This window comes from Methylobacterium sp. DB0501, from assembly GCF_011043735.1.
GTDB lineage: Bacteria > Pseudomonadota > Alphaproteobacteria > Rhizobiales > Beijerinckiaceae > Methylobacterium > Methylobacterium alsaeris.
Genome location: NZ_JAAKGV010000041.1, coordinates 2501 through 27653 on the forward strand (window position 1 = coordinate 2501; position 25153 = coordinate 27653).

General features: G+C 70.1%; 20 protein-coding genes, 1 tRNA gene and 2 rRNA genes (1 of these 23 only partly in view). 16 read left to right on the forward strand and 7 right to left on the reverse strand.

The window, feature by feature from the left end:
* From G4G93_RS33455 to G4G93_RS33505, 11 genes are all read left to right on the forward strand, one after another.
* Positions 1-61, forward strand: the 3' end of a protein-coding gene (locus G4G93_RS33455) for an SDR family NAD(P)-dependent oxidoreductase (protein ID WP_165091605.1). It extends 629 nt beyond the left edge of the window; 61 of the gene's 690 nt are visible here — the last part of the coding sequence; its start codon lies beyond the left edge, outside the window; its stop codon occupies positions 59-61.
* On the forward strand, positions 58-348 hold the full coding sequence (locus G4G93_RS33460; protein ID WP_165091607.1) for a (2Fe-2S)-binding protein: 291 nt from the start codon (positions 58-60) through the stop codon (positions 346-348). The genes G4G93_RS33455 and G4G93_RS33460 overlap by 4 nt, the downstream gene beginning before the upstream one ends.
* Positions 341-1717, forward strand: coding sequence for an NAD(P)/FAD-dependent oxidoreductase (locus G4G93_RS33465; RefSeq protein ID WP_165091608.1), 1377 nt, complete (start codon positions 341-343; stop codon positions 1715-1717). The genes G4G93_RS33460 and G4G93_RS33465 overlap by 8 nt, the downstream gene beginning before the upstream one ends.
* Positions 1717-2865 (forward strand): FAD-binding oxidoreductase, encoded by a 1149-nt coding sequence (locus G4G93_RS33470; protein WP_165091610.1) that lies wholly within the window; start codon positions 1717-1719, stop codon positions 2863-2865. Before G4G93_RS33465 ends, G4G93_RS33470 begins: the two co-directional genes overlap by 1 nt.
* Positions 2866-2901: 36 nt before the next feature.
* Entirely contained in the window at positions 2902-4461 is a 1560-nt protein-coding gene (locus G4G93_RS33475) for an ABC transporter substrate-binding protein (RefSeq protein WP_206290167.1), read from the forward strand.
* Positions 4462-4523: 62 nt separating this feature from the next.
* Positions 4524-5465: an ABC transporter permease gene (locus tag G4G93_RS33480; protein ID WP_165091611.1), complete on the forward strand. Its 942-nt coding sequence runs from the start codon at positions 4524-4526 to the stop codon at positions 5463-5465.
* Positions 5462-6316, forward strand: a complete 855-nt coding sequence (locus tag G4G93_RS33485; RefSeq protein ID WP_165091613.1) for an ABC transporter permease — start codon at positions 5462-5464, stop codon at positions 6314-6316. The genes G4G93_RS33480 and G4G93_RS33485 overlap by 4 nt, the downstream gene beginning before the upstream one ends.
* Positions 6313-7293 carry an ABC transporter ATP-binding protein gene (locus tag G4G93_RS33490; protein WP_165091614.1) on the forward strand — a complete coding sequence of 327 codons (981 nt, stop codon included), beginning with the start codon at positions 6313-6315 and terminating at the stop codon, positions 7291-7293. Before G4G93_RS33485 ends, G4G93_RS33490 begins: the two co-directional genes overlap by 4 nt.
* On the forward strand, positions 7290-8264 hold the full coding sequence (locus G4G93_RS33495; protein WP_165091616.1) for an ABC transporter ATP-binding protein: 975 nt from the start codon (positions 7290-7292) through the stop codon (positions 8262-8264). Before G4G93_RS33490 ends, G4G93_RS33495 begins: the two co-directional genes overlap by 4 nt.
* Before the next feature lie 131 nt (positions 8265-8395).
* Positions 8396-8824, forward strand: a complete 429-nt coding sequence (locus tag G4G93_RS33500; protein WP_165091618.1) for a hypothetical protein — start codon at positions 8396-8398, stop codon at positions 8822-8824.
* Between the two features lie 187 nt (positions 8825-9011).
* On the forward strand, positions 9012-9572 hold the full coding sequence (locus tag G4G93_RS33505; RefSeq protein ID WP_165091619.1) for a ferritin-like domain-containing protein: 561 nt from the start codon (positions 9012-9014) through the stop codon (positions 9570-9572).
* Between the two features lie 732 nt (positions 9573-10304).
* Here G4G93_RS33505 and G4G93_RS33515 read toward each other — a convergent pair.
* The 4 genes from G4G93_RS33515 to G4G93_RS33530 form a co-directional block, all read right to left on the reverse strand.
* On the reverse strand, positions 10305-12620 hold the full coding sequence (locus G4G93_RS33515) for a xanthine dehydrogenase family protein molybdopterin-binding subunit (RefSeq protein ID WP_165091621.1): 2316 nt from the start codon (positions 12618-12620) through the stop codon (positions 10305-10307).
* Between the two features lie 300 nt (positions 12621-12920).
* On the reverse strand, positions 12921-14663 hold the full coding sequence (locus G4G93_RS33520) for a response regulator (protein WP_395411986.1): 1743 nt from the start codon (positions 14661-14663) through the stop codon (positions 12921-12923).
* Entirely contained in the window at positions 14656-15117 is a 462-nt protein-coding gene (locus G4G93_RS33525) for a response regulator (protein WP_165091622.1), read from the reverse strand. Before G4G93_RS33525 ends, G4G93_RS33520 begins: the two co-directional genes overlap by 8 nt.
* Positions 15118-15126: 9 nt before the next feature.
* Positions 15127-17382 (reverse strand): ATP-binding protein, encoded by a 2256-nt coding sequence (locus tag G4G93_RS33530; RefSeq protein ID WP_165091623.1) that lies wholly within the window; start codon positions 17380-17382, stop codon positions 15127-15129.
* Positions 17383-17993: 611 nt separating this feature from the next.
* Here G4G93_RS33530 and G4G93_RS33535 point away from each other — a divergent pair.
* The 5 genes from G4G93_RS33535 (at position 17994) to G4G93_RS33555 (ending at position 24513) form a co-directional block, all read left to right on the forward strand.
* Entirely contained in the window at positions 17994-18887 is an 894-nt protein-coding gene (locus G4G93_RS33535) for a LysR family transcriptional regulator (protein ID WP_312892322.1), read from the forward strand.
* 126 nt (positions 18888-19013) lie between these two features.
* Positions 19014-20207 (forward strand): CaiB/BaiF CoA-transferase family protein, encoded by a 1194-nt coding sequence (locus G4G93_RS33540; protein WP_165091626.1) that lies wholly within the window; start codon positions 19014-19016, stop codon positions 20205-20207.
* Positions 20204-21124 carry a hydroxymethylglutaryl-CoA lyase gene (locus G4G93_RS33545; protein ID WP_165091628.1) on the forward strand — a complete coding sequence of 307 codons (921 nt, stop codon included), beginning with the start codon at positions 20204-20206 and terminating at the stop codon, positions 21122-21124. Before G4G93_RS33540 ends, G4G93_RS33545 begins: the two co-directional genes overlap by 4 nt.
* 161 nt (positions 21125-21285) lie before the next feature.
* Positions 21286-22608, forward strand: a complete 1323-nt coding sequence (locus G4G93_RS33550) for an MFS transporter (RefSeq protein WP_165091629.1) — start codon at positions 21286-21288, stop codon at positions 22606-22608.
* A gap of 282 nt (positions 22609-22890) precedes the next feature.
* Complete coding sequence (locus tag G4G93_RS33555; RefSeq protein WP_165091631.1) at positions 22891-24513, forward strand: NAD(P)/FAD-dependent oxidoreductase; 1623 nt, start codon at positions 22891-22893, stop codon at positions 24511-24513.
* Positions 24514-24566: 53 nt separating this feature from the next.
* Here G4G93_RS33555 and G4G93_RS33560 read toward each other — a convergent pair.
* The 3 genes from G4G93_RS33560 to G4G93_RS33570 form a co-directional block, all read right to left on the reverse strand.
* Positions 24567-24643: transfer RNA gene (locus G4G93_RS33560), tRNA-Met, on the reverse strand.
* Between the two features lie 48 nt (positions 24644-24691).
* A 5S ribosomal RNA gene (gene rrf / locus G4G93_RS33565) occupies positions 24692-24807 on the reverse strand.
* 113 nt (positions 24808-24920) lie between these two features.
* A 23S ribosomal RNA gene (locus G4G93_RS33570) occupies positions 24921-25153 on the reverse strand; the annotation flags it as partial.

A 25153-nucleotide genomic window follows, 5' to 3' on the forward strand; every position in this document is an offset into this window, starting at 1 on the left:
GCCGAACACCGCCAGCGTCGCGGAATTGCTGCTCAATTGCCGCCACGAGGACATGCTGTGAGCGGGCTGTTCCGACGCCTTGCGACCCGGCCGGGCGCGACCGTCCCCTTCACCATCGATGGCGTTCAGGCCGAAGCCCGGGTGGGCGACCTCTTGATCTCGGCGATCCTGCTGCATCGCCACGCCTTGCGCCGGTTCGAGTTCGGTCCCGGCGAGCGGGCCGGGTACTGCCTGATGGGCGCCTGCCAGGATTGCTGGGTCGGGCTGGCGGATGGGCGACGCCTGCGGGCCTGTACCACCCTGATCGAGTCCGGCATGGCGGTGGTGACGGGAGGCGCCGATGCCTGAGCCGGTGGTGGCGATCGTCGGCGCCGGACCGGCCGGCCTGCGGGCGGCGCAGGTCCTGGCCGAGGCGTCCTTACGCCCCCTCCTCATCGACGAGGGGCATCGCGCCGGCGGTCAGATCTACCGTCGCCCGCCCCCCGGCGCCGAGCGGCCCGCTGCCGCGCTCTACGGCTTCGAGGCCGGCCGGGCGCGGGCCCTGCACGACCTCGCCGACGCGCTGGCGCCGCGGATCGCGTATCGGCCTGGCACGATGGTGTGGGGGATCGCACCGCGCGAGCCCGCGGGATTCGACCTCGATTGTCTCGGGCCCGAGGGGCACGGCCGGATCCCGGTCGACCGGCTGGTGCTCGCCACCGGCGCCATGGACCGCACCCTGCCCGTCCCGGGCTGGACCCTGCCGGGCGTGTTCACCCTCGGGGCGGCGCAGATCGCCCTCAAGGCGCAGGGCGTCGCGATCGGCCGGCGCGTCGCCCTCGTCGGCGCCGGGCCGCTCCTGCCGCTGGTGGCGCATCAATACGCCAAGGCGGGGGCGACGCTCGCCGCGGTGCTGGACGTCACGCCGCTCGCCGCGAAGATCGCCGCGGCGCCTCGCCTGGCGGCTATGCCGGCCACCCTGGGCAAGGGGCTCTGGTATACGCTGCGGGGCGCCGTGCGTGGGCTGCCGGTGCGCTCCGGCGTTCGGGCCGTCGCGGTCGAGGGTGATCGCCGGGTCGAGGCGCTGGCCTGGGAGGATTCTCGCGGCCGCCGGCATCGGGTGCCTTGCGACGCCGTCGGCGCCTCGTTCGGCCTGCGCAGCGAGGCGCAAGCCGCGGATCTCGCCGGGTGCCGCTTCGTGTTCGAGCCGGTGACGCGGCAATGGCAACCGGAGCGCTCGGCCGAAGGCCGGTCGTCGCAGCCGCAAGTCTACCTCGCCGGCGACGGCAGCGGGATCGGCGGGGCGGACGTGGCCGAGTTGCAGGGCGAGCGCACGGCCCTGGCGCTGCTGGCCGATCTCGGCCGGACGCGCGACGCCGCCCGGGAAGCCCGGCTCGACCGGCAGCTTGCCCGGCAGGCGGGCTTTCGCGCCGCGCTCGAAGCTGCCTACCCGTACCCGCACCACATCGTGAAAACCATCGCCGACGATGAGATCGTCTGCCGCTGCGAGGGCATCACCGCCGGCGCCCTGCGCCGGGCCGCGACGGAGCGGGACGCGCGCGAGATGAACCGGCTCAAGGCGCTGACCCGGATTGGAATGGGCCGCTGCCAGGGCCGGGTCTGCGGCCACGCCGCCGCGGAGATCCTGGCCCAGTCGCTGCAGGTGCCGGTCGAGACGGTGGGCCGCCTGCGCGGGCAGGCGCCGATCAAGCCGATCCCGCTGCGGGAGCCGGTCTGATGGAGCACCTCACCGTCGACGTGGCGATCATCGGCGGCGGCACCGCCGCCTGTGCCGCGGCGGTCGCCCTGCGCGAGGCAGGCCTCACCGTCGCCCTGCTGGAGAAGCGCCTTTGCGGCGCGGGTGCCAGCGGCGTGAATTTCGGCGGCGTGCGCCAGCAGGGCCGCGATTTTTCGGAATTGCCGCTGTCGCGGCGGGCCCGGATCTTGTGGGACGGCTTGAACGCCAAACTGGCTGAGGATGTCGGGTTCGAGGCGACCGGCCACGTCAAGCTCGCCCGCTCCGAGGCCGACATGGCGGTGCTGGAGGCATATGCCCGCGACGCGGCCGGCTACGGGCTCGACCTCCAGCTCCTCGGACCGAACGCCCTGCGTGCCGAGATGCCGTGGCTCGGCCCGTCGGTCGTCGGCGCCTCGCTGTCGCCGACCGACGGGCAGGCCAATCCGCGGGTGGTCGGACCGGCCTTCGCGCGGCTTGCCCGCCGCCTCGGGGCCGAGGTTCGCGAGCACGCGCCGGTGCGCCACGCGGCCCACGACGGCGCCGGCTTCACCGTCGAGGCCGAGGGCGTGAGCGTGAGGAGCCGCAACCTCGTCAACGCCGCCGGTGCCTATGGCGGCGTGGTGGCGGGCTGGTTCGGCGAGGCGGCGCCCGTCGCCCCGCTCAGCCCCAACATGGTGGTGACCGAGCCGCTGCCCCACCTCGTCACCCGGTCGATCGGGGTCGTCGGCGGCGACGTCTACGTGCGCCAGACCCGGCGCGGCAACGTGGTCCTGGGCGGCGGGCGCGGCACGGCGGACAGCGTCGACGGCCTCGCCCGGCCGGTGGCGGGGACCTCGCTGACGGCGAGCGCCAAGACCCTGGCGCTGATCCCGGACCTCGCCCACGCCCAGATCATCCGCAGCTGGAGCGGCCTCGACGGCGAGATGCCGGACCACATCCCGGTCATCGGGCCGTCCGGCACCACGCCCGGCCTGGTTCATGCTTTCGGCTTCTCCGGCCACGGCTTCCAGCTCGGCCCGGTCGTCGGCGAGATCCTGGCGGAACTCGTGACGCAGGGGCGCTCCGCCTCTCCCCTCCATCCGTTCCGGATCGAGCGCTTCGCCGATTGGCGCGGCCCGTTCCGGTCGGAGGGCGAGATCGAACACTGACGACGGTCGAGAATCCATCCAGGGGGATCACCACGAATGAGACGCTTCCTCTTCGCCGCCGTCGCCCTCATGGCCGCCGGGCCGGTCCTGACGCGGGGAGCCGCGGCGCAGGCGCCCGCCGGCAAGATGCTGACCATCGGCATGGCCGCGGCGGATATCAGCCAGCTCGACCCGTTCCGGGCCACCAGCACCCAGGACAAGCCGGTCGTGTCCTGGATCTTCAACGGACTGGTGCGCTTCAAGCCCGGCTCGACCAGCCTCGAGACCCTCGAGCCGGACCTCGCCGAATCCTGGACCCGCTCGGAGGACGGCCGAACCTGGACCTTCGCGTTGCGCAAGGGCGTGACGTTCCACGGCGGCTACGGCGAGATGACCGCCGACGACGTGGTGTTCTCCCTGAAGCGCGCCGCCGACCCCAAATCCTCGTCGTTCTCCACCGACTACGCGGCGTTCGACACGATCGAGGCGGTGGATCCGTACACGGTTCGGATCACCCTCAAGCACCCGGTGCCGTCGCTGCTCGGCCTCGTGGCGAACTACCACGGCGGCAACGTGCTGAGCCGCAAGGCGGTCGAGGCGCTCGGCAACGATTTCCGGCTCAAACCCATCGGCACCGGGCCTTTCGCCTTCGCCGAGTACAAGCCGAACGAGAGCGTGCGGCTCGCCGCCAACCCGGACTATTTCCGCGGCAAGCCGAAGCTCGGCGGGATCCTGTACCGGCTGATCCCGGCCGACGCCGCCCGCGACCTCGCCTTCACCTCGGGCGAGCTCGACGTCGTCTACGGTCGCCAGGACCAGCGCTGGGCCGAGCGGTTCGGCCGCGAGGCCGACGTCTCGGTCGACATCGTGCGGCCGGCCGAGCTGGCGCTGCTGCATCTCAACATCAGCCACAAGCCCCTCGACGACGTGCGGGTGCGCCGGGCCGTCGCGGCCGCGATCAGCCAGGCCCAGATCGTGCAGTTCAAGGGCGCCAGCGTCACCGAGCCGGCGGTGTCGATCATCCCCAAGGGCTATCTCGGCACCGACGACAAGGCGCCGCTGCCTCCTTACGATCCCGCCAAGGCCAAGGCGCTCCTCGCCGAGGCCGGCCACCCGAACGGCATCACCATCACGGCGGTCCAGACCAGCCTGCCGACCATGCTGACCGCGATGCAGATCGTGCAGGGCCAGCTCAAGAAGGTCGGGATCGAGCTGAAGCTCGACGTGGTCGACCACCAGACCTACCACGCCCAGATCCGCAAGGACCTGTCGGACGTGGTCTACTACGCCGCGGCGCGCTTCCCCGTCGCCGACACCTACCTGACCCAGTTCTTCGACTCGGCCTCGACGGTGAACACGCCGACGGCAGTGACGAACTTCTCACACTGCAATGCGGCGGATTCCGAGATCCGGGCGGCGCGGACCGAACCCGATCCGGAGAAGCAGAAGGCGTTGTGGAAGCAGGCGCAAGCCAGGATCATCGAGCAGGTCTGTGCCGTGCCGCTCTCGGAAGGCCTGCAGGTCTGGGCGCACAAGAAGACGGTCGATTACGGCTACGACTTCAAGGGCGCGATCCATCTCGGGCCGGTGATCACGGAAGCGACGGACAAGAAGTAAGGCACATTCCCCTCTCCCGTGCGGGAGAGGGGAGCCGCGCCACCCCAACCCCCGGCCCTCCCATGCTGCAGTTCATCCTCAAGCGCCTCCTGCTCGCAGTGCCGACGCTGGTGGCGGTGCTGACCGTGGTGTTCGTGCTCGTACGGGTGGTCCCGGGCGATCCGACCATCGTGATCCTCGGCGACCAGGCGAGCGAATCCGCCCGGGCCGACCTGCGGGCGAAGCTCGGGCTGGATAAGCCGATCTTCGTCCAGTACCTCGCCTTCATGGGCCAAGTCGCCACCGGCGATATCGGCCGCTCGCTCACCACCAACCGGCCGGTGCTGGAGGACGTGGCCCACGTCCTGCCCTATACGATCGAGCTGACGCTGGCGGCCGTGGCGATCGGCGTCGGGGTCGGGGTGCCGCTGGGCGTGGTGGCGGCGCGGCGGCGCGACGGGCTCGCCGACTGGATCGCCCGCATCGTGTCGCTCGCCGGCGTGTCGTTCCCGGCCTTCGTCTCCGGCATCCTGCTGCTGATCGCGTTTGCCGTGCAGCTGCGCTGGTTCCCGGTGATCTCGACGCCGCGGACCGGCGGACTCCTCGACCGGCTCGGCGCCCTGGTGCTGCCGGCGCTCAATCTCGGCCTCCTGATGGTCGCCTACGTCACTCGGGTCACCCGCTCCGGCATGCTGAAGGCGCTGTCCGAGGATTACGTCCGCACCGCCCGCGCCAAGGGGATGCCGGCGCGAATCGTGGTCTGGCGCCACGCCCTGCGCAACGTGCTGGTGCCGGTCGTCACCGTGGTCGGGCTCTATCTCGGCGTGCTGATCGGCAATGCGGTGCTGACCGAGATCGTGTTCAACCGGCCCGGCCTCGGCAAGCTGATCGTGACTGCGCTGACCCAGCGCGACTACAGCCTGCTCCAGGGCCTGATGGTCGTCTCCGCCTTCGCCATCGTGGTCGCCAACGTGCTCACCGACATCGCCTACGGCCTCGTCGATCCGCGGGTCTCGGCCCAATGAGCTCGGTCGCCGCCTCCGCCGCCCCGAGCGCATGGCGCCGGGCCACCCGCTCGCCGGGCCTGGCGATCGGCCTCGCCATGGTGATCGCCGTCGTGGCGCTCGCGATCCTGGCGCCCTGGATCGCGCCGTACGATCCCAACGAGCAGGATCCGGTCGCCGCCCTGATGGGGCCGTCCGCCGAGCACTGGTTCGGCACCGACTTCTTCGGCCGCGACGTGCTCTCGCGGGTGATCTGGGGCGCCCGGATCTCGCTCTCGGTCGGGTTCCTGGCCACGGCGATCGGGGTCGTCGTCGGCACGGTGATCGGCGTCGTCGCCGGCTATTACGGCGGCTGGGTCGACCGGTTCGTCACCGCGGCCACCGACGTGATGTTGAGCTTCCCGCAGCTCATCATGGGGCTGATGCTGGTGGCGGTGCTGGGGCCGAGCCTCGGCAACCTGATCCTCGCCATCGCGGTGACGGCGGTGCCGGCCTTCATCCGCATCGCCCGGGGCTCGACGCTCGCCATGCGCCAGCGCGACTTCGTCGATGCCTGCCGGGCCCTCGGCTACTCGGACCTGCGCATCATGTTCGGCCATATCCTGCCCAACATCCTCGACGAGGTGGTGGTGCTGGCCTCGCTCTGGCTCGCCACGGCGATCCGGACCGAATCGACCCTCGCCTTCATCGGCCTCGGCGTGCCGCCGCCGACCGCCACCTGGGGCAGCATCGTGCGCGAGGGCTTCGACAACCTCCTCGATGCGCCCTGGCTGTCGATCTTCCCGAGCCTGGCGATCCTCGCCGTGATGATCGGCCTCAACCTGATCGGCGACGGCCTGCGCGACGCCACCGACCCGCGGGGGGCGCCATGATCGAACCCGAACCGGACTTGCTGAAGGTCGAAGGGCTGACGACCCAGATCCGCTCCGGCGGCACCTGGTACGACGCGGTGCGCGAGGTCTCGTTCGCGGTCGACGGGGGCGAGACCCTGGCCCTCGTCGGCGAATCGGGCTGCGGCAAGAGCCTCACCGCCCTCTCGGTGATGGGGCTGCTCGCGCCGAAGGTCGGCCGCGTCGCCGCGGGCTCCATCGTGGTCGACGGCATCGACATGCGGGCGGCGACGGAAAGCCAGCGCGAGGCGATGCGCGGCGACCGCCTGGCGATGATCTTCCAGGAGCCGATGACTTCGCTCAACCCGGTCCTGACCATCGGCTTCCAGATCGCCGAGGCCTTGCGGCGCCATCGCGGCCTGTCGAAGGCGGCGGCGCGGGAGAAGGCCATCGCCCTCCTCGAGCGGGTGCGGGTGCCCTCTGCCGCCGAGCGGATCGACGCCTACCCGCACCAATTCTCCGGCGGCATGCGCCAGCGGGTGATGATCGCCATGGCGCTCGCCTGCTCGCCCCGCGTGCTGATCGCCGACGAGCCGACGACGGCGCTCGACGTCACGATCCAGGCCCAGGTGCTGGCTCTGCTCGCCGACATCCAGCGCCGCGAGGGGCTGGCGGTGCTGCTCATCACCCACAATCTCGGCGTCGTCGCCTCGGTCGCCGACCGGGTGATGGTGATGTATGGCGGCGATGTGGTCGAGAGTGCGCCGGTGCGCGCCTTCTTCGCCCGGCCCACCCACCCCTATGCCGAGGGCCTGCTCAAGGCGATGCCGCGGGTCGACCGGGTGCAGGAACTGGCGGCGATCCCCGGCACGGTGCCGACCCTGCCGGAGATGCCGGAGGGCTGCCGCTTCCAGGGCCGCTGCTCCTTGCGGGAGGAGCGCTGCCGCGAGCGGCCGCCGCTCGTGCCGCTCGAGGGCGCGCCCGACCATGCGGTGCGCTGCTGGGTGAGGGCGGCATGACGGCGCCGCTGCTCGAGGTCGAGGACCTCTCGAAGACCTTCATCCTCCGCCGCGGCTTCCCGGTGGCGAAGACCAGCCTGGTGCGCGCCCTCGACCGGGTGTCGTTCACGGTCGGGCGTGGCGAAGCGCTCGGCATCGTCGGCGAATCGGGCTGCGGCAAGTCCACGACGGCCCGCGTGGCGCTCCGGCTCACCGAGGCGGATGGCGGTGCCGTGCGGTTCGACGGGCAGGACGTGCTCGCGGCGAGCCCGGGCGCGCTGCGGCGCCTGCGGCGGCGGATGCAGATCGTGTTCCAGGATCCCGCCTCCTCCCTCGATCCGCGCCAGCGCATCGGCGACGCCCTGGGCGAGCCGCTGCGGGTCCACGGCCTCGCCCGCGGTGCCGGGGTGTCCGAGCGGGTCGCCGGCCTGCTGGAAGAGGTCGGGCTGCCGGCGAGTGCCGCCGCCCGCTTCCCGCACGAATTCTCCGGCGGCCAGCGCCAGCGCATCGGCATCGCCCGCGCGCTGGCCCTCGGGCCCGACCTGATCTTCGCCGACGAGCCGGTCTCGGCCCTCGACGTCTCGGTGCAGGCACAGATCCTGCGGCTGCTCGAATCCCTGCGGCAGGCCCGCAACCTCGCCTTCGTGTTCATCTCGCACGACCTCGGCGTGGTCCGGCATTTCTGCCAGCGCGTGACCGTGATGTATCTCGGCCGGGTGGTGGAGAGCGGCCCCGTCGGCCCGCTCTTCCAGGAGCCGCTGCATCCCTATACCCAGCTCCTCAAGGCCTCGTCCCCGGTGCCGGATCCGGAGCAGCCGGTGGCGATGAGCTTCCAGGAGGGCGAACCGCCCTCGCCGCTCAACCCCCCGGCGGGCTGCCACTTCCATCCCCGCTGTCCCCGCGCCTTCGACCGCTGCCGCGCCGAGGCGCCGACCTTACGCGAGGCGGCACCCGGGCGCGCGGTGTCCTGCCACCTCTACGACGGGGGGTGAGGCGTCGGTCGCCGCACCTCTGCGCAGACCGCCCCCTGCACCGAGACACCACGGCGCTATCCCCGACGGCTCCGGGTGCTCTAGCTTCCCTCGCGGCGGCGAAGCGCCTTGTTCGAAGGGGACCAGACGACATGAGGACGTTCGGGGTGGTGGCTGTCATCGGATTGGGCCTGATCGGCGCGGTAGGGACCGCCTCGGCCCAGTCCTGGGGCGGTCCCGATTACGGGTATCGCGAGCGGGATTACGGCGATCGCGACTATCGCAGACGCGACAGCGATTATCGCGACGACCGCGGGTATCGCGACCGCCGGGACGATTACGGCCGGCGCGACGATTACCGCGACCGTGACCGCGACTACGGATCCCGGGATCGCGACCGGGATTACGGCGCACGCGGCCGGGATCGCGGGCCGCGGGACCAGGGCGCCGCCTTCAATGAGCGCGAGTACCTGCGCTGCAATCCGGACGTGGCCCGCGCCGTGCTCGCCGGCAAGATGGAGTCCGGCTACAAGCACTTCCAGGTCCACGGTTTCCGCGAGGGCCGCAAGCTCTCCTGCTGAGCCCGATCCGGCTCTTCGACCAGGCGTCGCCGGGCTGGACCCGGCGACGCCGTCGGCCCGATGCATTTTCCTCGATCCGGGGCGACAGCGCCGGGACCCGGGATAGATGCCACGCGTTCTGCCTGCGATCACGATCCGACGCGGCGTCGGATGGATCAATTGACCTCTAATCAAGGCGGGTGCGTCGATGGCCACGAAGCAGAAGAACTTGCAGGACGCGTTCTACGAAACGCTCAAGGACGTGTACTACGCCGAGAGACAATCGGTTCGCGCGCTCAAGAAGGCAGCCAAGTCGGCGCAGCACGAGGAATTGCGGCAGGCCTTCGAGACCCACGCCGAGGAGAGCGCGACCCAGGTCGAGCGCTTGCAGCAGGTCTTCGACATCATCGGCAAGCCGGCCCGCGGCAAGACCTGCGAGGCGATGCAGGGCCTGACGAGCGAGATGGAAGAGGATCTGGAAGACTTCGGCGACGGTCCGGCCGCAGATGCGGTGCTGGCCGGCGTTGCCCAGGCCCTCGAACACTACGAGATCGCGCGCTACGGCACGCTGAAGACCTGGGCGCGCCAGCTCGGTCATGAGGACGCCGCCAAGCTGCTCGACGAGACGCTGCAGGAGGAGAAGAAGACCGACGCGCTCCTGACCGAGATCGCCGAGCGCATCAACGTCGAGGGTCTGGCGGAGGACACGCCCGCCTCGGGGACATCCGGAAAGAAGACCGGAAAATCCGCCTCCGGCAAGGCGGCCTGAACCCGTGAACCGCAGAGGCGCCCGAAGCGGCGCCTCTCGCGACGGGTCGAGCGAGCAACGCTTTGCAGGCTCCCTGTGCAGCGAAAATTCATGTCGAACTCAGTCAAGCGGTCGCTTATTATCGCTGAATATTTTGCGTTCCATAATATATCTCTGGATCGAATTGTATCGATGTTTTGTCGTTGTGTCTCTATCAGGTGTCTTGGTCGCAACGACCGCCTCGACGGCGCGTCCGGCGCTGCTCGACGCCGCGTTCCGCAACCTGCGCGTCGCCTCCTCGGGCTCGCTCGCGATCTTCGACGGCGCCACCGGGCGCGGCGAGGTCCGGGATACCAAAGTCTTCGAGTTCTCGGACCGCACCATCGTCCAGGCCGACGGCAACGCGGCGGTCGACGACCTGTTCTATCCCAGCCAATACTCCGACGTGCTGCTCTCCGGCCCGGATCCGGAGGCGCATTTCGGCCGGTATGGCTGGAAGGAAGGCCGGAATCCCAACGCCTATTTCGACACGAAGGGCTATCTCGCGGCCTATGGCGATGTGGCGGCGGCCGGCATCAATCCGCTGGAGCACTTCCTGCACTACGGCGCCGGCGAGGGCCGCGCTTTGCAGCCGGGCGACGGCGCCGGGCGTCTACGTCTGAAGCAGCCCGCGGGCGGCCGCCCGGCTGCATATGAAAAACGGCGCCCGGCCGAGAGGCCGGGCGCCGCACGGTTAGTCCGAGGCGCCGGCCGTCAGGCTGCGGCCGCCTTGCGCAGGGGCTCCAGGGCCGCGAACATCCGGGCCGGGGTTGCCGGCATGTCGATGTCCCGCAGGCCGACGCTGCGGTCGAGGGCGTCGACGACGGCGTTCATCACCGCCGGGCAGGAGCCGATGCTGCCGGCCTCGCCCGCGCCCTTGATACCCATCGGGTTGGTGGTCGAGGGCACGTTCTTCGTCTCGAAGTGGAAGAACGGCACGTCGCCGGCGCGCGGCATGGCGTAGTCCATGAAGCTGGCGGTCAGGAGCTGGCCGTCGGAATCGTAGACCGTGCGCTCGTGGAGCGCCTGGCCGATCCCCTGCACCACCCCGCCATGGACTTGGCCGGCGAGCAGCAGCGGGTTCACCACGATGCCGAAATCGTCGCAGACGGTGTAGCGCACGACGGTGGTGATGCCGGTCTCGGGGTCGATCTCGACCTCGGCGACGTGGGTACCGTTGGGATAGGTCGCGCTCGGCGGCACGAAATCGCCCTGCCCCGTCAGCATCGCCTCGGTGGCCTTCGGCAAGGCCGCGAGGGCCGCGAAGTCGATCGACTTGTCGGTGCCGGCGACGCGCACTGCGCCCTCGGCGATCTCGAGATCACCGATTCCCGCCTCCAGCTCCTCGGAGGCGAGCTCCTTCAGCTTGCCGGCGAGGTTCTGCGACGCCGCCCCCACCGAGATGCCGCCGACGGGAATCGACCGTGAGCCCCCGGTGCCGGCCCCCGTGGCGACCCGGTCGGTATCGCCCTGCACGACCCGGATCCGCTCCAGCGGCAGGTCGAGATGCTCGGCGGCGAACTGGGCGTAGGCGGTGGCGTGGCCCTGCCCGTTCGACTGGGTGCCGACATAGACGGTCGCGCCGCCATCCTGGTCGAGGGTGATCTTGACGTCCTCGCCCTCGCCCCAGGCGGTGCACTCGATGTAGGTGGCGAGCCCGATGCCCCGCACCAGGCCGTTGCGGCGCGATTCCTCGGCGCGGGCCTCGAAGCCGTTCCAGTCGGAGGCCTCGATGGCGCGGCCCATATGGGCGGCGAAATCGCCGGTGTCGTAGGTGCGGTCGCCGATCGGCGTGGTGTAGGGCATCGCGCTCGGCGGGATGAAGTTGCGCCGGCGGATCTCGGCCGGCGACATCCCGGTCTCCCGCGCCGCCCGGTCGACCAGGCGCTCGATCAGGTAGGCCGCCTCCGGCCGCCCGGCGCCGCGATAGGCATCGACCGGCACGGTATTGGTGTAGATCCCCCGCACCCGGACGTGCACCGCCGGGGTCTTGTAGACGCCGGTCAGCATCGTGGCGCCGAGATACGGGATGTAGGGCCCGTATTGCGACAGGTAGGCGCCGAGATCGCCGATCACGTCGAAGCGCATGGCCAGGAAGGTGCCGTCCGCATCGAGCGCGACCTCGCCGACCGAAAGGTTGTCGCGGCCCTGCGTGCAGGCGACGAAGTGCTCGCCCCGCTCCGAGACCCACTTCACCGGGCGGCCCAACCGGCGCGCGGCTTCCGCCGCCAGGGGATACTCGCGGTAGGTGAAGGTCTTGGTGCCGAAGCCGCCGCCGACATCGCCGGTGACGACCCGCAAGCACTCCTTCTCGATTCCGAGCACGCCCGCGATGGTCTTGCGCAGGCCGTGCACGCCCTGGCTCGGGATGGTGAGGGTGAAGCGCTGCGCACCCGCGTCATACTCGGCGACGACGCTGCGGGTCTCCATGTAGTTGGTGACGAGGCGCTGGTTCTCGACCTCGACCCGCACCACCTTGGCGGCCTTGGCGAAGGCGGCGTCGACCGGCGCCTTGTCGCCCATGGTCGAGTCGAACGAGACGTTGTCCGGCTGCTCGTCCCATACTGCGGTGGCGCCGCCCGCAATGGCGCCGCGGATGCCGACGACGGCCGGCAGCACCTCGTAGTCGATGCTGATCGCCTCGACGGCGTCGCGGGCCTGCGCCACGGTGTCGGCGACCACAAAGGCGACGGCGTCGCCGATGTGCTTGGCCACGCCCTTGGCGAGCAGCGGGATGTTGGCGACGTGATTCTGGCTGCCGTCGCCGTTCGGCAGCGGCGCCTGGCACTTGATGTCGTTGAGGTTGGCGACGTCCTCGGCGGTCAGCACGAGGTGCACGCCGGGCATCGCCCGGGCGGCGTCGAGATCGGTGACGGTGAACTTGGCGTGGGCGTGCGGGCTGCGCAGCAGGGCCGCGTGCAGGCAGCCCTCGGGGGCGTGGTCGTCGCCGTAATGACCCTCGCCGGTGATCAGGCGACGATCCTCGACCCGGCGCAGCGGCTGGCCGAGTCCGAACTTGGTCACTGTCATGTGAACCTCGCGGTGGGGAGCGGAAGCTTGGACGATGCGAGGGCGCCGACGGGCTGATGGCAGGGCTCGTGACCGAGCGCGTGGCAGGCGTCCCGCACGGCATCGGCGGCCGGAACGGCGGCGCGGGCGTACGAGCGGAACGGGAGCGTCGGGGCTCCTGCCATGCCGGGCTTTCCTCCGATGGACCGGCCGGGCGTGCGGGCCGGTCCTTATCGAGGCCGACCGTAGCACGTCGGATCGGGGGCGTCTCGCGGTCGTGCCGACGCGGCGGCGTCGATGTGAGCGCGACCTTTTTGCGCGCTAACGCCGCCCCGCCCCGCCGGTCACCAGCTTCAGCTCCGGCCGTGGCCGCGGCTCCAGGATCGACGCGACCTTGCGCTCCAGGTCCTCGCCGCGGAACGGCTTCTGGATCACCCGGTCCTCGCCGCCGGTATCGAACTGGGCGAGCGCCGTGTGGTCGGCGTAGCCGGTGACGAACAGGACCTGGATCTGCGGCCAGCGGCTCCGCAGCGCATTCGCCACCTCGACGCCGTTCATGCCCGGCATGGCGAAGTCGAGCACCGCGAGATCGACGCGGGAATCAGTCTCGAGCGACTGGATCGCCGCGAGGCCCGAGCCCGCCTCGCGGATCGTGTAGCCGGCCTCGGCGAGGCGCGTGGTGGTGACCTCGCGCACGGCGCTGTCGTCGTCGACGACCAGGAGCACCGGCTTGTCGCCGGAGCGGCGCAGCGACGGACACCCGATATCCGCCGGGTCGGTCTCGTGCAGGGCCGCCTCGGCGACCACCCGCGGCAGGTAGACCCGCACCGAGGTGCCCTCGCCGACCGCCGTGTCGATCCGCACGCCGCCGCCCGACTGCTTGGCGAAGCCGTAGACCTGGGCGAGGCCGAGGCCCGAGCCCTTGCCGACATCCTTGGTGGTGAAGAACGGCTCGAACACCCGGGCGAGCACCTCGTCCGGGATGCCGGTGCCGGTATCGCTCACCGCCACCATGGCGTACTCGCCCGGCAGCGGCTCCTCCGCCCGGATCGGACCGGAATCGAGCCGCACGTTCGCGGTCTCGATCGTCAGGCAGCCGCCCACCGCCATCGCGTCGCGGGCGTTGATGGCGAGGTTGAGGATGATGAGCTCGATCTGGGTCGCGTCGACGAGGGCGGGCCAGAGGTCGGGCTGCAGGGTCATCTCGATGCGGACCGAGCCGCCCATCGAGCTCTGCAGGAGGTCGCGCATCGACGCGACGGTCTTGTTGAGCTGCACCGGCACCGGCGCGAGCTTCTGCCGGCGCGAGAAGGCGAGGAGTTGCGCGGTCAGGCGGGCGCCGCGCTCGGCGGCGCCGCGCATCATGTCGAGCCGGCGCTTCGAGCGCTCGTCGGTGACGGCGCGCTCGAGGAACTCGATGTTGCCGGCGATCACCGTCAGGAGGTTGTTGAAGTCGTGGGCGACGCCGCTGGTGAGCTGGCCGACCGCCTCGAGGCGCTGGGCCTGGCGCAGGGCGCCCTCGATCCGCTCGCGCTCGCCGATCTGGTGCTGCAGGGCCTCGTTCGTCTCGGCGAGTTCTCGCGTCCGTTCGGCGACGCGCAGCTCGAGCGATTCGTTGAGGTCGCGCAGCGCCTGCTCGGCCTGGCGGCGCAGCACGTGGGCGCGCGCCTCCGCGATAGCGCGCAGGATGACCCGCGGCAGCCGGTCGAGGCGCTGCTTGGTCACGTAATCGGTGGCGCCGTGCTTCAAGGCCTCGACCGCCACGTCCTCGCCGAGCGTGCCGGAGACGAAGACGAACGGGGTTTCGGGACAGTTCTGGCGGGCGGTGGCGAGCGCGCTCATGCCGTCGAAGGCCGGCAGCACGTAATCGGCCAGGATGATGTCGTGGCCGCCGCACAGGGTCGCGGTGGTGTAGGCGTGGCGGGTGATGACCCGGTCGATCGCCAGGGAGAGGCCCGCATCCTCCAGGATCGCGGTGAGGAGCTCGCTGTCGAGGTCGCTGTCCTCGAGGAGCAGGATGCGCACGGGGGCCGCGCCGTCCGCCGGCATCAAGGTCTCACTCACCGGCGACCCAATCCGACCGGTGGGGCGGCGGCTCGTTGAGCACGGCCCAGAACACGCCGAGATCCTGGATCGCCTCGAAGAACTCCTTGAACCCGACCGGCTTCACCACGAAGGCGTTCACGCCGAGCTGGTAGGAGCGCACGAGGTCGCTCTCCTCGCGCGACGAGGTGAGCATCACGATCGGGATCGCCCGCATCCGCGCATCGCCCTTCACCGCCGCCAGCACCTCGAGCCCGTCGACCTTCGGCAGCTTGAGGTCGAGCAGCACCACGGCCGGGTCCTGCACCGGCCGGTCGGCATGCGGTCCTTGCCGGCGCAGGTATTCCAGCGCCTCGGCCCCGTCGCGGCAGATGACGATCTTGTTCGCCAGCTGGCTCTTCTCGAGCGCCGCGAGGGTCAGCTCGATGTCGTTAGGGTTGTCTTCGACGAGGAGGATGGGCTTGAGGTCGGCCATGGCGCGTCTCTAACGGATGGGGAGCGTGAAGTGGAAGGTCGCACCCTGGCCGAGGACGCCCTCGGCCCAGACCTGCCCTCCATGACGCTCGACGATGCGGCGGACATTGGCGAGTCCGATGCCGGTTCCCTCGAACTCCTCGACCCGATGCAGGCGCTGGAACACACCGAACAATTTACTCACATAGGCCATGTCGAAGCCGACGCCATTGTCGCGGACGCAGAAAACCGCCTCGCCGTCGCGGTCGGCCTCGCGCACCACCTCGATCACCGCCTCGGGCCGGCCGCGGGTGTACTTGATGGCGTTCGACAGCAGGTTCTCGATCACGAGCCGCATCATCACCGGATCGGCCTGCGCCCGGCCGAGCGGGCCGACCTGCCAGCGGATCGCCCGTTCGAGCGGGATGTCGCGGATGATCTTCCGGCGCACGTCCTCGACCAGCTGGTTCATGTCGCAGGAGATGCGGTTGAGGGCGTTGCGGCCCATCTGCGAGAAGGTCAGCAGGTTGTCGACGAGGGTGCCGGCCGAGAACGCCGCCTCGATGATGGTGTCGACGTAGCGCCGGCCGCGCTCCGAGAACTTCTCGCCCTCGCGCGAGCGCAGAAGCTCGGCATAGCCGACGATGTGGCGGAACGGCGCCCGCAGGTCGTGGCTGACCGAGTAGGAGAACGCCTCGAGTTCCTTGTTCGAGCGCTGCAGCTCCTCGGTCAGGGCCGCCAGCTCCTCGGCCCGGCGCAGCACGATGCCGAGCACCGCGGCGCGCAGATCCTTGGCCGTGTCGACCTCCGGCACCGTCCACGGCAGGGACCGGCCCTGCACGGTCTCCTTCCAGGTCTCGAAGGACTGGCGCGGGTGCAGCCGGTCCGGGCCGCCGGCCGGGTCCTTGGAGGTGGATTTCGTCGGGTCGCCGCCCCAGCGAACGGTCTGGACCACCTCGGGCCTGAACCACAGCACGTAGCTGGCATATTTCTCGGAGATCGAGATGGCGAGGAGCCCGCTCGCGGTATCGGCAATGGTGCGCGCCGGCGGATATTCCTCGCCGAGGGAATCGGTGACGTGGACCGCCTCGCCGCCATGCTCCGCCGAGAGCCACTCGTAGACGCCCCTCACCTGCCGCTCCGACGGCGTGCGGCCCATCAGGTGGCAGCGCTGGCCGGTGACGATCGCCGCTCCCCCGGCATCGGTGAGCGCCAGCACGTCCTCCGGGTGCTTCAGGAAGCCTTCGACGAAGTTCTCCTCCTCGGCCATGAAGGCGAGGAGCCGGGCCTGGATCGCGCCGAGGGCCAGGCGCTGCTCGGCGAGCGCGCCGCGCTCCTTGGCGGCGAGCTGGAGGGCGAAGGTCTGGGTGAGGATGTCGCAGGCGTTGCGGGTCTGCAGCGGCACCCGCCGCGGTGTCTTGTTGTGGCAGGAGATCAGGCCCCACAGCGCGCCCTCGACCAGGATCGAGACCGACATCGACGCCATGGTGCCCATGTTGCGCATGTACTCGACGTGGACCGGCGAGACGCTGCGCAGGACGGACTGGCTCAGGTCGAGGGGGGCTCCGGTCGACGGGGTCAGGAGCGGCAGGATCGGCACCGGCTCGTAGGCCGCGTCCGGGATGATGCGCAGGCGGTTGCGGCGGTAGAGCTCGCGCGCCTGGGCCGGGACGTCGGAGGCGGGCCAGCGCAGGTCGAGGTAGGACGGCAGCACGCCGTTGCCGTCCTCGGCCACCACGGTGCCGTTCCAGTCGCGGTCGAACCGATACACCAGTGCCCGGTCGAACCCGGTCAGAAGGCGGATGTCGGCGGCGAGGAGCGCGCACAGCTCCTCGACCGTCGAAGCGCCGTGCAGGGCCTCGATGAAGGCGCGCAAACGCGGATAGAGCGAATCGAGGCTCGAGGCCGCCGCCCCCACCCCGGCGCTCTCCTCGAATTCGAGCACCGTCAGGGCGCCGGAGCGGTGGGCCGCGAGGTCGTAGGCGCGTGCGCCCGCCCCGGTCTCGAGGGCCAGCGTGCCGAGATAGGCCGCGCCGTCATGCCCGGGCTGCGCCATCAGAAAATCGGTTATCGCGTCCCCGGCCTCGGGCACGACCGCGTGCAACGGGCGGCCGTGGGCCTGGTCGCCCCGGAGTCCCGGAAGATCGGGCAGGTTGGCGCTGGCCTGGACGATGCGCAGCTCCGGTCCTTCGAGCGCCAGCAGGAAGCCGTGAGGCTGCAACGTGCCGAGGATGTGGATCGGCTCCCTGTCGCAGGCCGTGAGTTCTGCCGGTTGCACAGACCGCATGGTCTTCCTATCCCACCCTCGCGCCATTCGAACCCGAAGCGATTCCGGCTGCCGCACCTTAGGGGAAGGCCGGGAATCCTACCAGTGCGGGAAACCGATCCGAAGCGGCGGACGACGTAGGTTCACAGTCACGTCCGACAGGTCGTCGACGTCGATCTTCCCCTGATGACGACGGCGTTTCCTTCGCTTTTTTTCAAATAACTCGAGGTTGCTGCCCAGTTTTTATTCCGTAGGAATTATATTTTCACGGCCGCGACGATCGACGTTATCACGTCGATGGATCCTGCCATTTCGTAACGGCGTCAGAGCCCGGCCGGGACAGAGCAACCGCCCCCTCGCTATGCCACGGATGCGACAGGCCGCCGCAGGATGGCGGCGTGCGGCGTCGCTCATGCCGGACGTTGCGTCGCAGACCGTTTTTTGCCGGGGCCGGGCGGGACGCACCTGCTTCGGAACCGTGCGCCTCGCCGTGTGGCGCGATGGGCTTCGGGCCGGCCATCTGCCATGCTCGCCGACACGAGGCCGCGATCCCCCGCCGCCGGGCTCCCCACGGAGGATCGGTCATTCCCGACGAGCTTGCCGCGCCGAGCCCGCTCCCCGCCCCGGGCCTCGTGAACCGCCTCGATCTCAAGACGCTGCGGCTGTTCGCGGCGATCTGCGAGGACGGCACGCTGAACGGCGCGGCGCGGCGGGCCGCGATCGCGCCCTCGGCGGTGAGCAAGCGCCTGGCCGAACTGGAGCAGGCCCTGGGCTGCGTCCTGCTCACCCGCGAGCCGCGGGGCATGCGCCCGACCCCGGCGGGCGAGACGCTGCTCCACCACACGCGACGGATGCTGGCGAGCGCCGAGCAGATCGCCCTCGAACTCGCCGAGCATGCCAAGGGCGTGCGCGGCATCGTCCGGATGCTCGCCAACCTCTCGGCCATCGTGCAGTTCCTGCCCGAGGACCTGCGGACCTTCCTGGCCCGGCAGGCGGCGATCAAGATCGACCTCGAGGAGCGCCCGAGCGGTGGGGTGATCCGCGGCGTCGCCGAGGGCGCGGGCGAGATCGGGATCTGCTCGCGGACCGTTGCGACCCTCGACCTGCATGCCACTCTCTACCGGCGCGACCGGCTCGTCCTGGTGATGCGGCAGGAGCACCCCCTGGCCGGGCGGACGCAGATCGCCTTCGCGGACGCGCTCGGCTACGACTTCATCGGCCTGCATGCCCAGAGTTCCATCTACGACAGCGTCCGGGCCGAGGCGCAGCGGATCGGCCGCCCCCTGCGCCTGCGGGTGCACGTGCCGGGCTTCGATGCGGTCTGCCGCATGGTCCAGGCCGATATGGGCCTCGGCGTGATCCCCGCGCAGGTCTTCGGCCTGATCGGCGGGGCGATGCAACTCGCGGCGGTGCCGCTCGTCGACCCCTGGGCGGCGCGCGAACTCATCCTCGTGACGCGGCCCGGATCGCTGTCGCCGGCGGCGAGCCTGCTCGTCGCACACCTGACGCAGGCCTCCGGATCCTGAGCGCGCCGTCGTGAATTCCCATGTTGCGTTCTCCGCTCGCGAACGGTCGCTCGCGAGATACGGTTGGATCCGATCCGCGTTCTTTAAGTATAGAAGGCGCAAACACATCCACAGGGAGAAGACGCCATGAGTGGACCGCTCGCGGGCATTCGCGTCCTGGAACTCGGCCAGCTGATCGCCGCCCCCTTCGCCACCCGGCTGATGGCCGAGTTCGGCGCCGAGGTGATCAAGGTCGAGCCACCCGGCGAGGGCGATCCGCTGCGCAAGTGGCGCAAGATGCACGAGGGCACCTCGCTCTGGTGGTACCTGCAATCGCGCAACAAGAAGTCGATCGCCGTCAACCTGAAGTCGCCGGAGGGACTGGCGGTCGTCAAGCAGCTGGCGCAAGGCGCCGACGTCGTGGTCGAGAACTTCCGGCCCGGCGGGCTGGAGAAGCTCGGCCTCGGCTGGGACGTGCTCTCGGCCCTCAACCCGAACCTCGTGATGGTCCGCATCTCCGGCTACGGCCAGACCGGGCCGTACCGCGACCGGCCGGGCTTCGGCGCCATCGGCGAGTCGATGGGCGGCATCCGCTTCACCACCGGCGATCCGAGCACCCCGCCGGCTCGCGTCGGTGTCAGCATCGGCGACACGCTCGCCTCGCTCCACGGGGTCATCGGTGCCCTGATGGCGCTCCTGCGGGTCAAGACCGGCCAGGGCGGCGGCCAGGTGATCGACGTCTCGCTCGTCGAGAGCGTGTTCAACGTCATGGAGAGCCTGGTTCCGGAATACGACCTGCTCGGCGAGGTCCGCACCCGCACCGGCGGCGCGCTGCCGGGCATCACGCCCTCGAACACCTATCCCACCAAGGACGGCGGCTTCGTCGTCATCGCCGGCAACAGCGACCCGATCTTCCGCCGCTTCATGACGGCGATCGGCCGGCCCGACCTCGCCGAGGATCCGGGCTTACGCAACAACGACGGCCGCTCGAAGCAGGCCGCCATGCTGGACGCCACCATCGCCGACTGGACGAAGAGCCTGACGGTGACGGAAGCCCTCGAGGTGCTGGATGCCGCCGAGGTACCGGCCGGCCGGATCTACTCCGTCGCCGACATCGTCGCCGACCCGCATTACAATGCCCGCGGCATGATCCTGGAGGCCGACCTTCCGGGCGACACCCGGGTCAAGATGCCCGGCATCGTGCCGAAGCTGTCCGAGACCCCCGGTACCGTCCGCTGGCAGGGCCCGGCGCTCGGCGCCCACACCGATGCGGTGCTCTCCGATCTCGGCTTCGACGAGGCCGGAATCGCGGCGCTTCGCCGGAAGGGAGCCGTCGCGTGAGCGAGATCATCGTCCAGGAAGTCGCAACCCGCGATGGGTTCCAGATCGAGCCGGTCTTCGTGCCGACGGCGGACAAGGTCCGGCTGATCGACGCGCTGTCGGCGGCGGGCTTCTCCCGCATCGAGGTCTCGTCCTTCGTCTCGCCGAAGGCGGTCCCGGCGCTCGCCGACGCGGCCGAAGTCTTCTCGGGGATCGCCCGCCGCCCCGGCACGACCTACGTCGCCCTCGTCCCGAACCCCAAGGGCGCCGAGCGGGCGCTGGCTGCCAAGGCCGACGAGATCAACCTCGTCGCCTCGGTGAGCGAGACCCATAACCGCGCCAATATGGGGATGTCGCCGGACGCCTCGATCCAGGGCTTTGCCGCCATCATGGCGACGGTGCGGGGCCAGGTCAGCGTCAACGCGACCGCGGCGACGGCTTTCGGCTGCCCGTTCGAGGGCCTCGAGCCCGAGGACAAGGTGCTGGCCCAGGTCGAGCGCTACCTGACCCTCGGCGTCGACGGGGTGACGCTCGCCGACACGACCGGCATGGCCAATCCGCGCCAGGTCGCCCGCCTCGTCGCCCGGGTTCTGCCCCTCGTCGGGCCCGAGCGCCTGACGCTGCATTTCCACAACACCCGCGGCTGCGGCCTCGCCAACGTGCTGGCCGCCTATGAGGCCGGCGCACGCCGGTTCGACGCGGCGCTCGGGGGGCTCGGCGGCTGCCCGTTCGCGCCCGGCGCCACCGGCAACATCTGCACCGAGGACCTGGTCAGCATGGCCGAGGAGATGGGCATGTCGACCGGCCTCGACCTCGACGCCCTGCTGAGCCTGTCGCGCGATCTCCCCCGCCTCGTCGGCCACGACGTCCCGGGCCAGGTCGCCAAGGCCGGCCGGCCGCTCGACCTTCACCCTGCACCGCCGCTCAAGGCGGCCTGAGCGAGGCCGATTTCCGCATCGCGAAGCGACCGGTCGGAAATCGCATGAGAAGCCGAGGGGCCGCCCGCCGGAAGGCGGCCCCGCCATCGTCTCACCGATACCGGAACCCTGCCACGCCCGCGTCCCGGGCGAAGGCTCCCCCATGCCCGGAGGAAACCCCCATGGCCATCGCCACCGCCGGTCCGCTCGCCGGGACCGCGACCCTCACCGAGGCGAACGTCGTCCGCAAGGTCGCCTGGCGGCTGATGCCGCTGATCATGATCTGCTACCTGTTCGCGTTCTTCGACCGCATCAACATCAGCTTCGCCAAGTTCCAGCTCCAGAGCGACCTCGGCTTCAGCAACGTCGCCTACGGCCTCGGCGCCAGCATGTTCGTGGTCGGCTACGTGATCTTCGAGGTGCCGTCGAACCTTGCCCTCTACCGGGTGGGCGCGCGGCGCTGGATCGCCCGGATCATGATCTCGTGGGGCATCGCCACCGCGCTGATGATCTTCATCCGCACGGAGTGGCACTTCTACGTCCTGCGCTTCCTGATCGGCGCGATGGAGGCCGGCTTCGCCCCCGGCATCCTCTACTATCTCACCCTGTGGTTCCCGGCCTCGTTCCGCGGCCGCGTCACGTCGTTCATGTTCGTCGCCTCGGCCTTCGCGGGCATCGTCGGTGCGCCGGTGGCCGGGCTGATCCTCGGCGGCCTCAACGGCGTCGCGGGCCTCGCCGGCTGGCAATGGCTCTTCCTTGCCGGCGGCCTGCCCTGCCTGATCCTCGGCATCCTGGTGGTCACCCGCCTCGACGACCGGATCAGCGACGCGCGCTGGCTCTCGGCCGAGGAGAAGGACCTCCTGTCCTCGCGCATCGCCCACCACAACCGCGACATCGGCGACCACTCCCTCTGGGGCGCGATCAAGCAGCCGGGCTTCCTGCTCATCGCCTTCGTCTACTTCCTGCTCCAGGTCGGCTCCTACGGCCTGAACTTTTGGGGACCGGACTTGATCAAGACCGCGAGCGGCGGGGCCGCGGCGTCCGTCGGATTCCTGACGGCGATCCCCTATATCTGCGGCGCGGTGAGCATGATCGTGATCGGACGCCTGTCCGACGCCTCGGGCGAGCGGCTGAAATTCGTCGCCGGCCTCGCCGTCGCGGCCGCCATCGGCTTCTTCCTCGCCGGCCTGTTCGACAAGCAGATCGTGCCGCTGATGGTCGCGCTCGCCCTTCTCGGCTCCGGCATCGTCGCGTCGATCCCGACCTTCTGGACCCTGCCGGCGAAGCTGGTTACCGGCGTCGGCGCGGCGGGCGGCATCGCGCTCATCAACACGCTCGGCCAGTTCGGCGGCATCGTCAGCCCGGTCATGGTCGGCTGGGTGAAGGACCTCACCGGCTCCACCACCCCGGCGCTCTACGGCATCGGCGTGCTCTGCCTCATCGCCGCCGGGCTCCTGCTCTTCGCGATGCCCGAGAGCCTGCGCCGCAACGACCGCAGCATGTGACGGCCGAGGGGCGGCCGTTCGGGTTACGCTGCCTGCCGTACGACGCCTCTGCTCGCTGGCGGCAGCCCGGCTTGGGCACGATCGGCACCGACGCCGACTGCTCCGTCGCCTGATCCTTCCTCATGGGTGGGGCGCGCTCGCGGGGCTTGGCCGAATCCTGAGGCACGGGCTAGCCTTGCCGGATTCGGCCCTACGGTCACGCCATGACCGGGGCGCGGACAAACCAGGGAACCGGGCGCCCGGCGGGTCGCGACGGAGTCCCAGCAGGGAGACACCGACGTCATGAGAGAGCCACGCGAGCCCGGTCCCGTCCGCCGCCATGATGCGATCATCGTCGGAGCCGGGTTCTCCGGACTGTACCAGCTGCATCTGCTGCGCGACCGGCTCGGCCTGTCGGTGAGGGTCCTGGAGGCGGCCGACGGTATCGGCGGGACTTGGTACTGGAACCGATATCCGGGCGCGCGCTGCGACTCGGAGAGCTACTACTATTCCTATTCGTTCTCGCGCGAGCTCGAGGAGGAGTGGAACTGGACCGAGCGCTATCCCGAGCATGGTGAGATCCGCCGCTACCTCGACCACGTCGCCGACCGCTTCGACCTCCGGCGCGACATCCAGCTCGGCACCCGCGTCTCGGGCGCCACCTATGACGAAGCCGCCAATCGCTGGACCGTCACGACGGAGTCCGGCGAGCGTTTCGAGGCGCGGTTCCTCATTACCGCGGTCGGCTGCCTGTCGAGCGCCAACGTGCCGGCAATCCCGGGCCTCGAGAGCTTCGGGGGCGACTGGTACCATACCGGCCGCTGGCCGCACGAGGGCGTCGACGTCTCGGGCAAGCGGGTTGGGCTGATCGGCACCGGCTCGACCGGTATCCAGGCGACGCCCGTGCTTGCGGCGGAAGCCGCGCACCTGACGGTGTTCCAGCGCACCGCCAATTACAGCGTGCCCGCCCGCAACGGCCCGATGAACGACGCCTTCAAGGCCTGGGTGCGCGAGAACTCTTCGGAACTGCGCGCCAAGGCCCGCGCAGCACCGAACGGCCACCCGTTCGACTTCTCCGAGCGTTCCGCCTTCGACGTCTCGCCCCAGGAGCGCGAGGCGATCTACGAGGCGGCCTGGGAGCGCGGAGGGTTGCGGTTCCGCGCCGTCTTCCGCGACATCATGCTCGACAAGGACGCCAACGAGACCGCCTCGGCGTTCATCCGGGCGAAGATCCGCAGCATCGTGAAGGACCGGAAGACAGCGGAGGCGCTGACGCCACGCGACCATCTGTTCGCGACCAAGCGTCCGCCGATCGACACCCACTATTTCGAGACCTTCAACCGTCCGAACGTCGCGCTCGTCGACCTGAAGGAAACGCCGATTGCCGAGATCGTGCCGGAGGGCGTACGCACCGCGAACGCGACCTACCCGCTCGACGTGATCGTCTTCGCCACCGGCTTCGATGCGCTGACCGGCCCCCTCCTCTCCCTCGACATCCGCGGCCGCGACGGGTTGCCGCTCAAGGAGGTGTGGGCGGCGGGCCCGAAGAGCTATCTCGGCCTGCAGGTCCCGGGCTTCCCCAACCTGTTCACCATGACCGGACCGGGCAGCCCCTCGGTGCTCACCAACATGCCGGTGGCGATCGAGCAGCACGCCGAGTGGATCGCCGACTGCATCGCGCATTTGCGCGAGCGCGGCCTCGACCGGATCGAGGCGAAGTCGGACGCGGCGGAATCCTGGGGGGCGGAAGTCAACCGGGCGGCGTCCGCCACGTTGCTGCCAATGGCGAGCAGCTCGTGGTACCTGGGCGCCAACGTGCCGGGCAAGCCGCGGGTGTTCATGCCCTATGCCGGCGGCATGGCGCATTACCGCGGCATCTGCGACCGCGTCGTGGCCGAGGGCTACGACGGTTTCTCCTTGCGATGATCGGTGAACGCAAGAAGCCCGCCGGCTTTCGCCGGCGGGCTTCTTGATCGGTTTGGTTGCGGGGACAGGATTTGAACCTGTGACCTTCAGGTTATGAGCCTGACGAGCTACCGGGCTGCTCCACCCCGCGCCAGGGTGTGATCTGCGTCGTATTGAGGGAACGTGACGTGCTTGGCAGGTCTGGCGGTGACCGACTCTCCCGTGTCTTGAGACACAGTACCATAGGCGCTGGGGCGGTTAACGGCCGAGTTCGAGATGGGATCGGGTTCTGATCACCCCGCTCAGACCACCAGACCGGCCAAGCACGTTCGTTGCGGCAAGCATGCGGTCTGTGGCAGCCGCTTGGCTGCGTCAGGCGTCTTCATCGTGTCGTGGTGTCGGGGTCGATCCGGACACGGATCATGAGAGCGATCAAGCCGATCGAGCGATTAGTACTGGTCAGCTCAGCGCGTTACCGCGCTTGCACATCCAGCCTATCCACGTGGTCGTCTTCCACGGCTCTCAAGGGAGTTCTCGTTTCAAGGGGGGTTTCCCGCTTAGATGCCTTCAGCGGTTATCCCGACCGAACATAGCTACCCTGCACTGCGGCTGGCGCCACAACAGGTCCACCAGAGGTTCGTCCATCCCGGTCCTCTCGTAC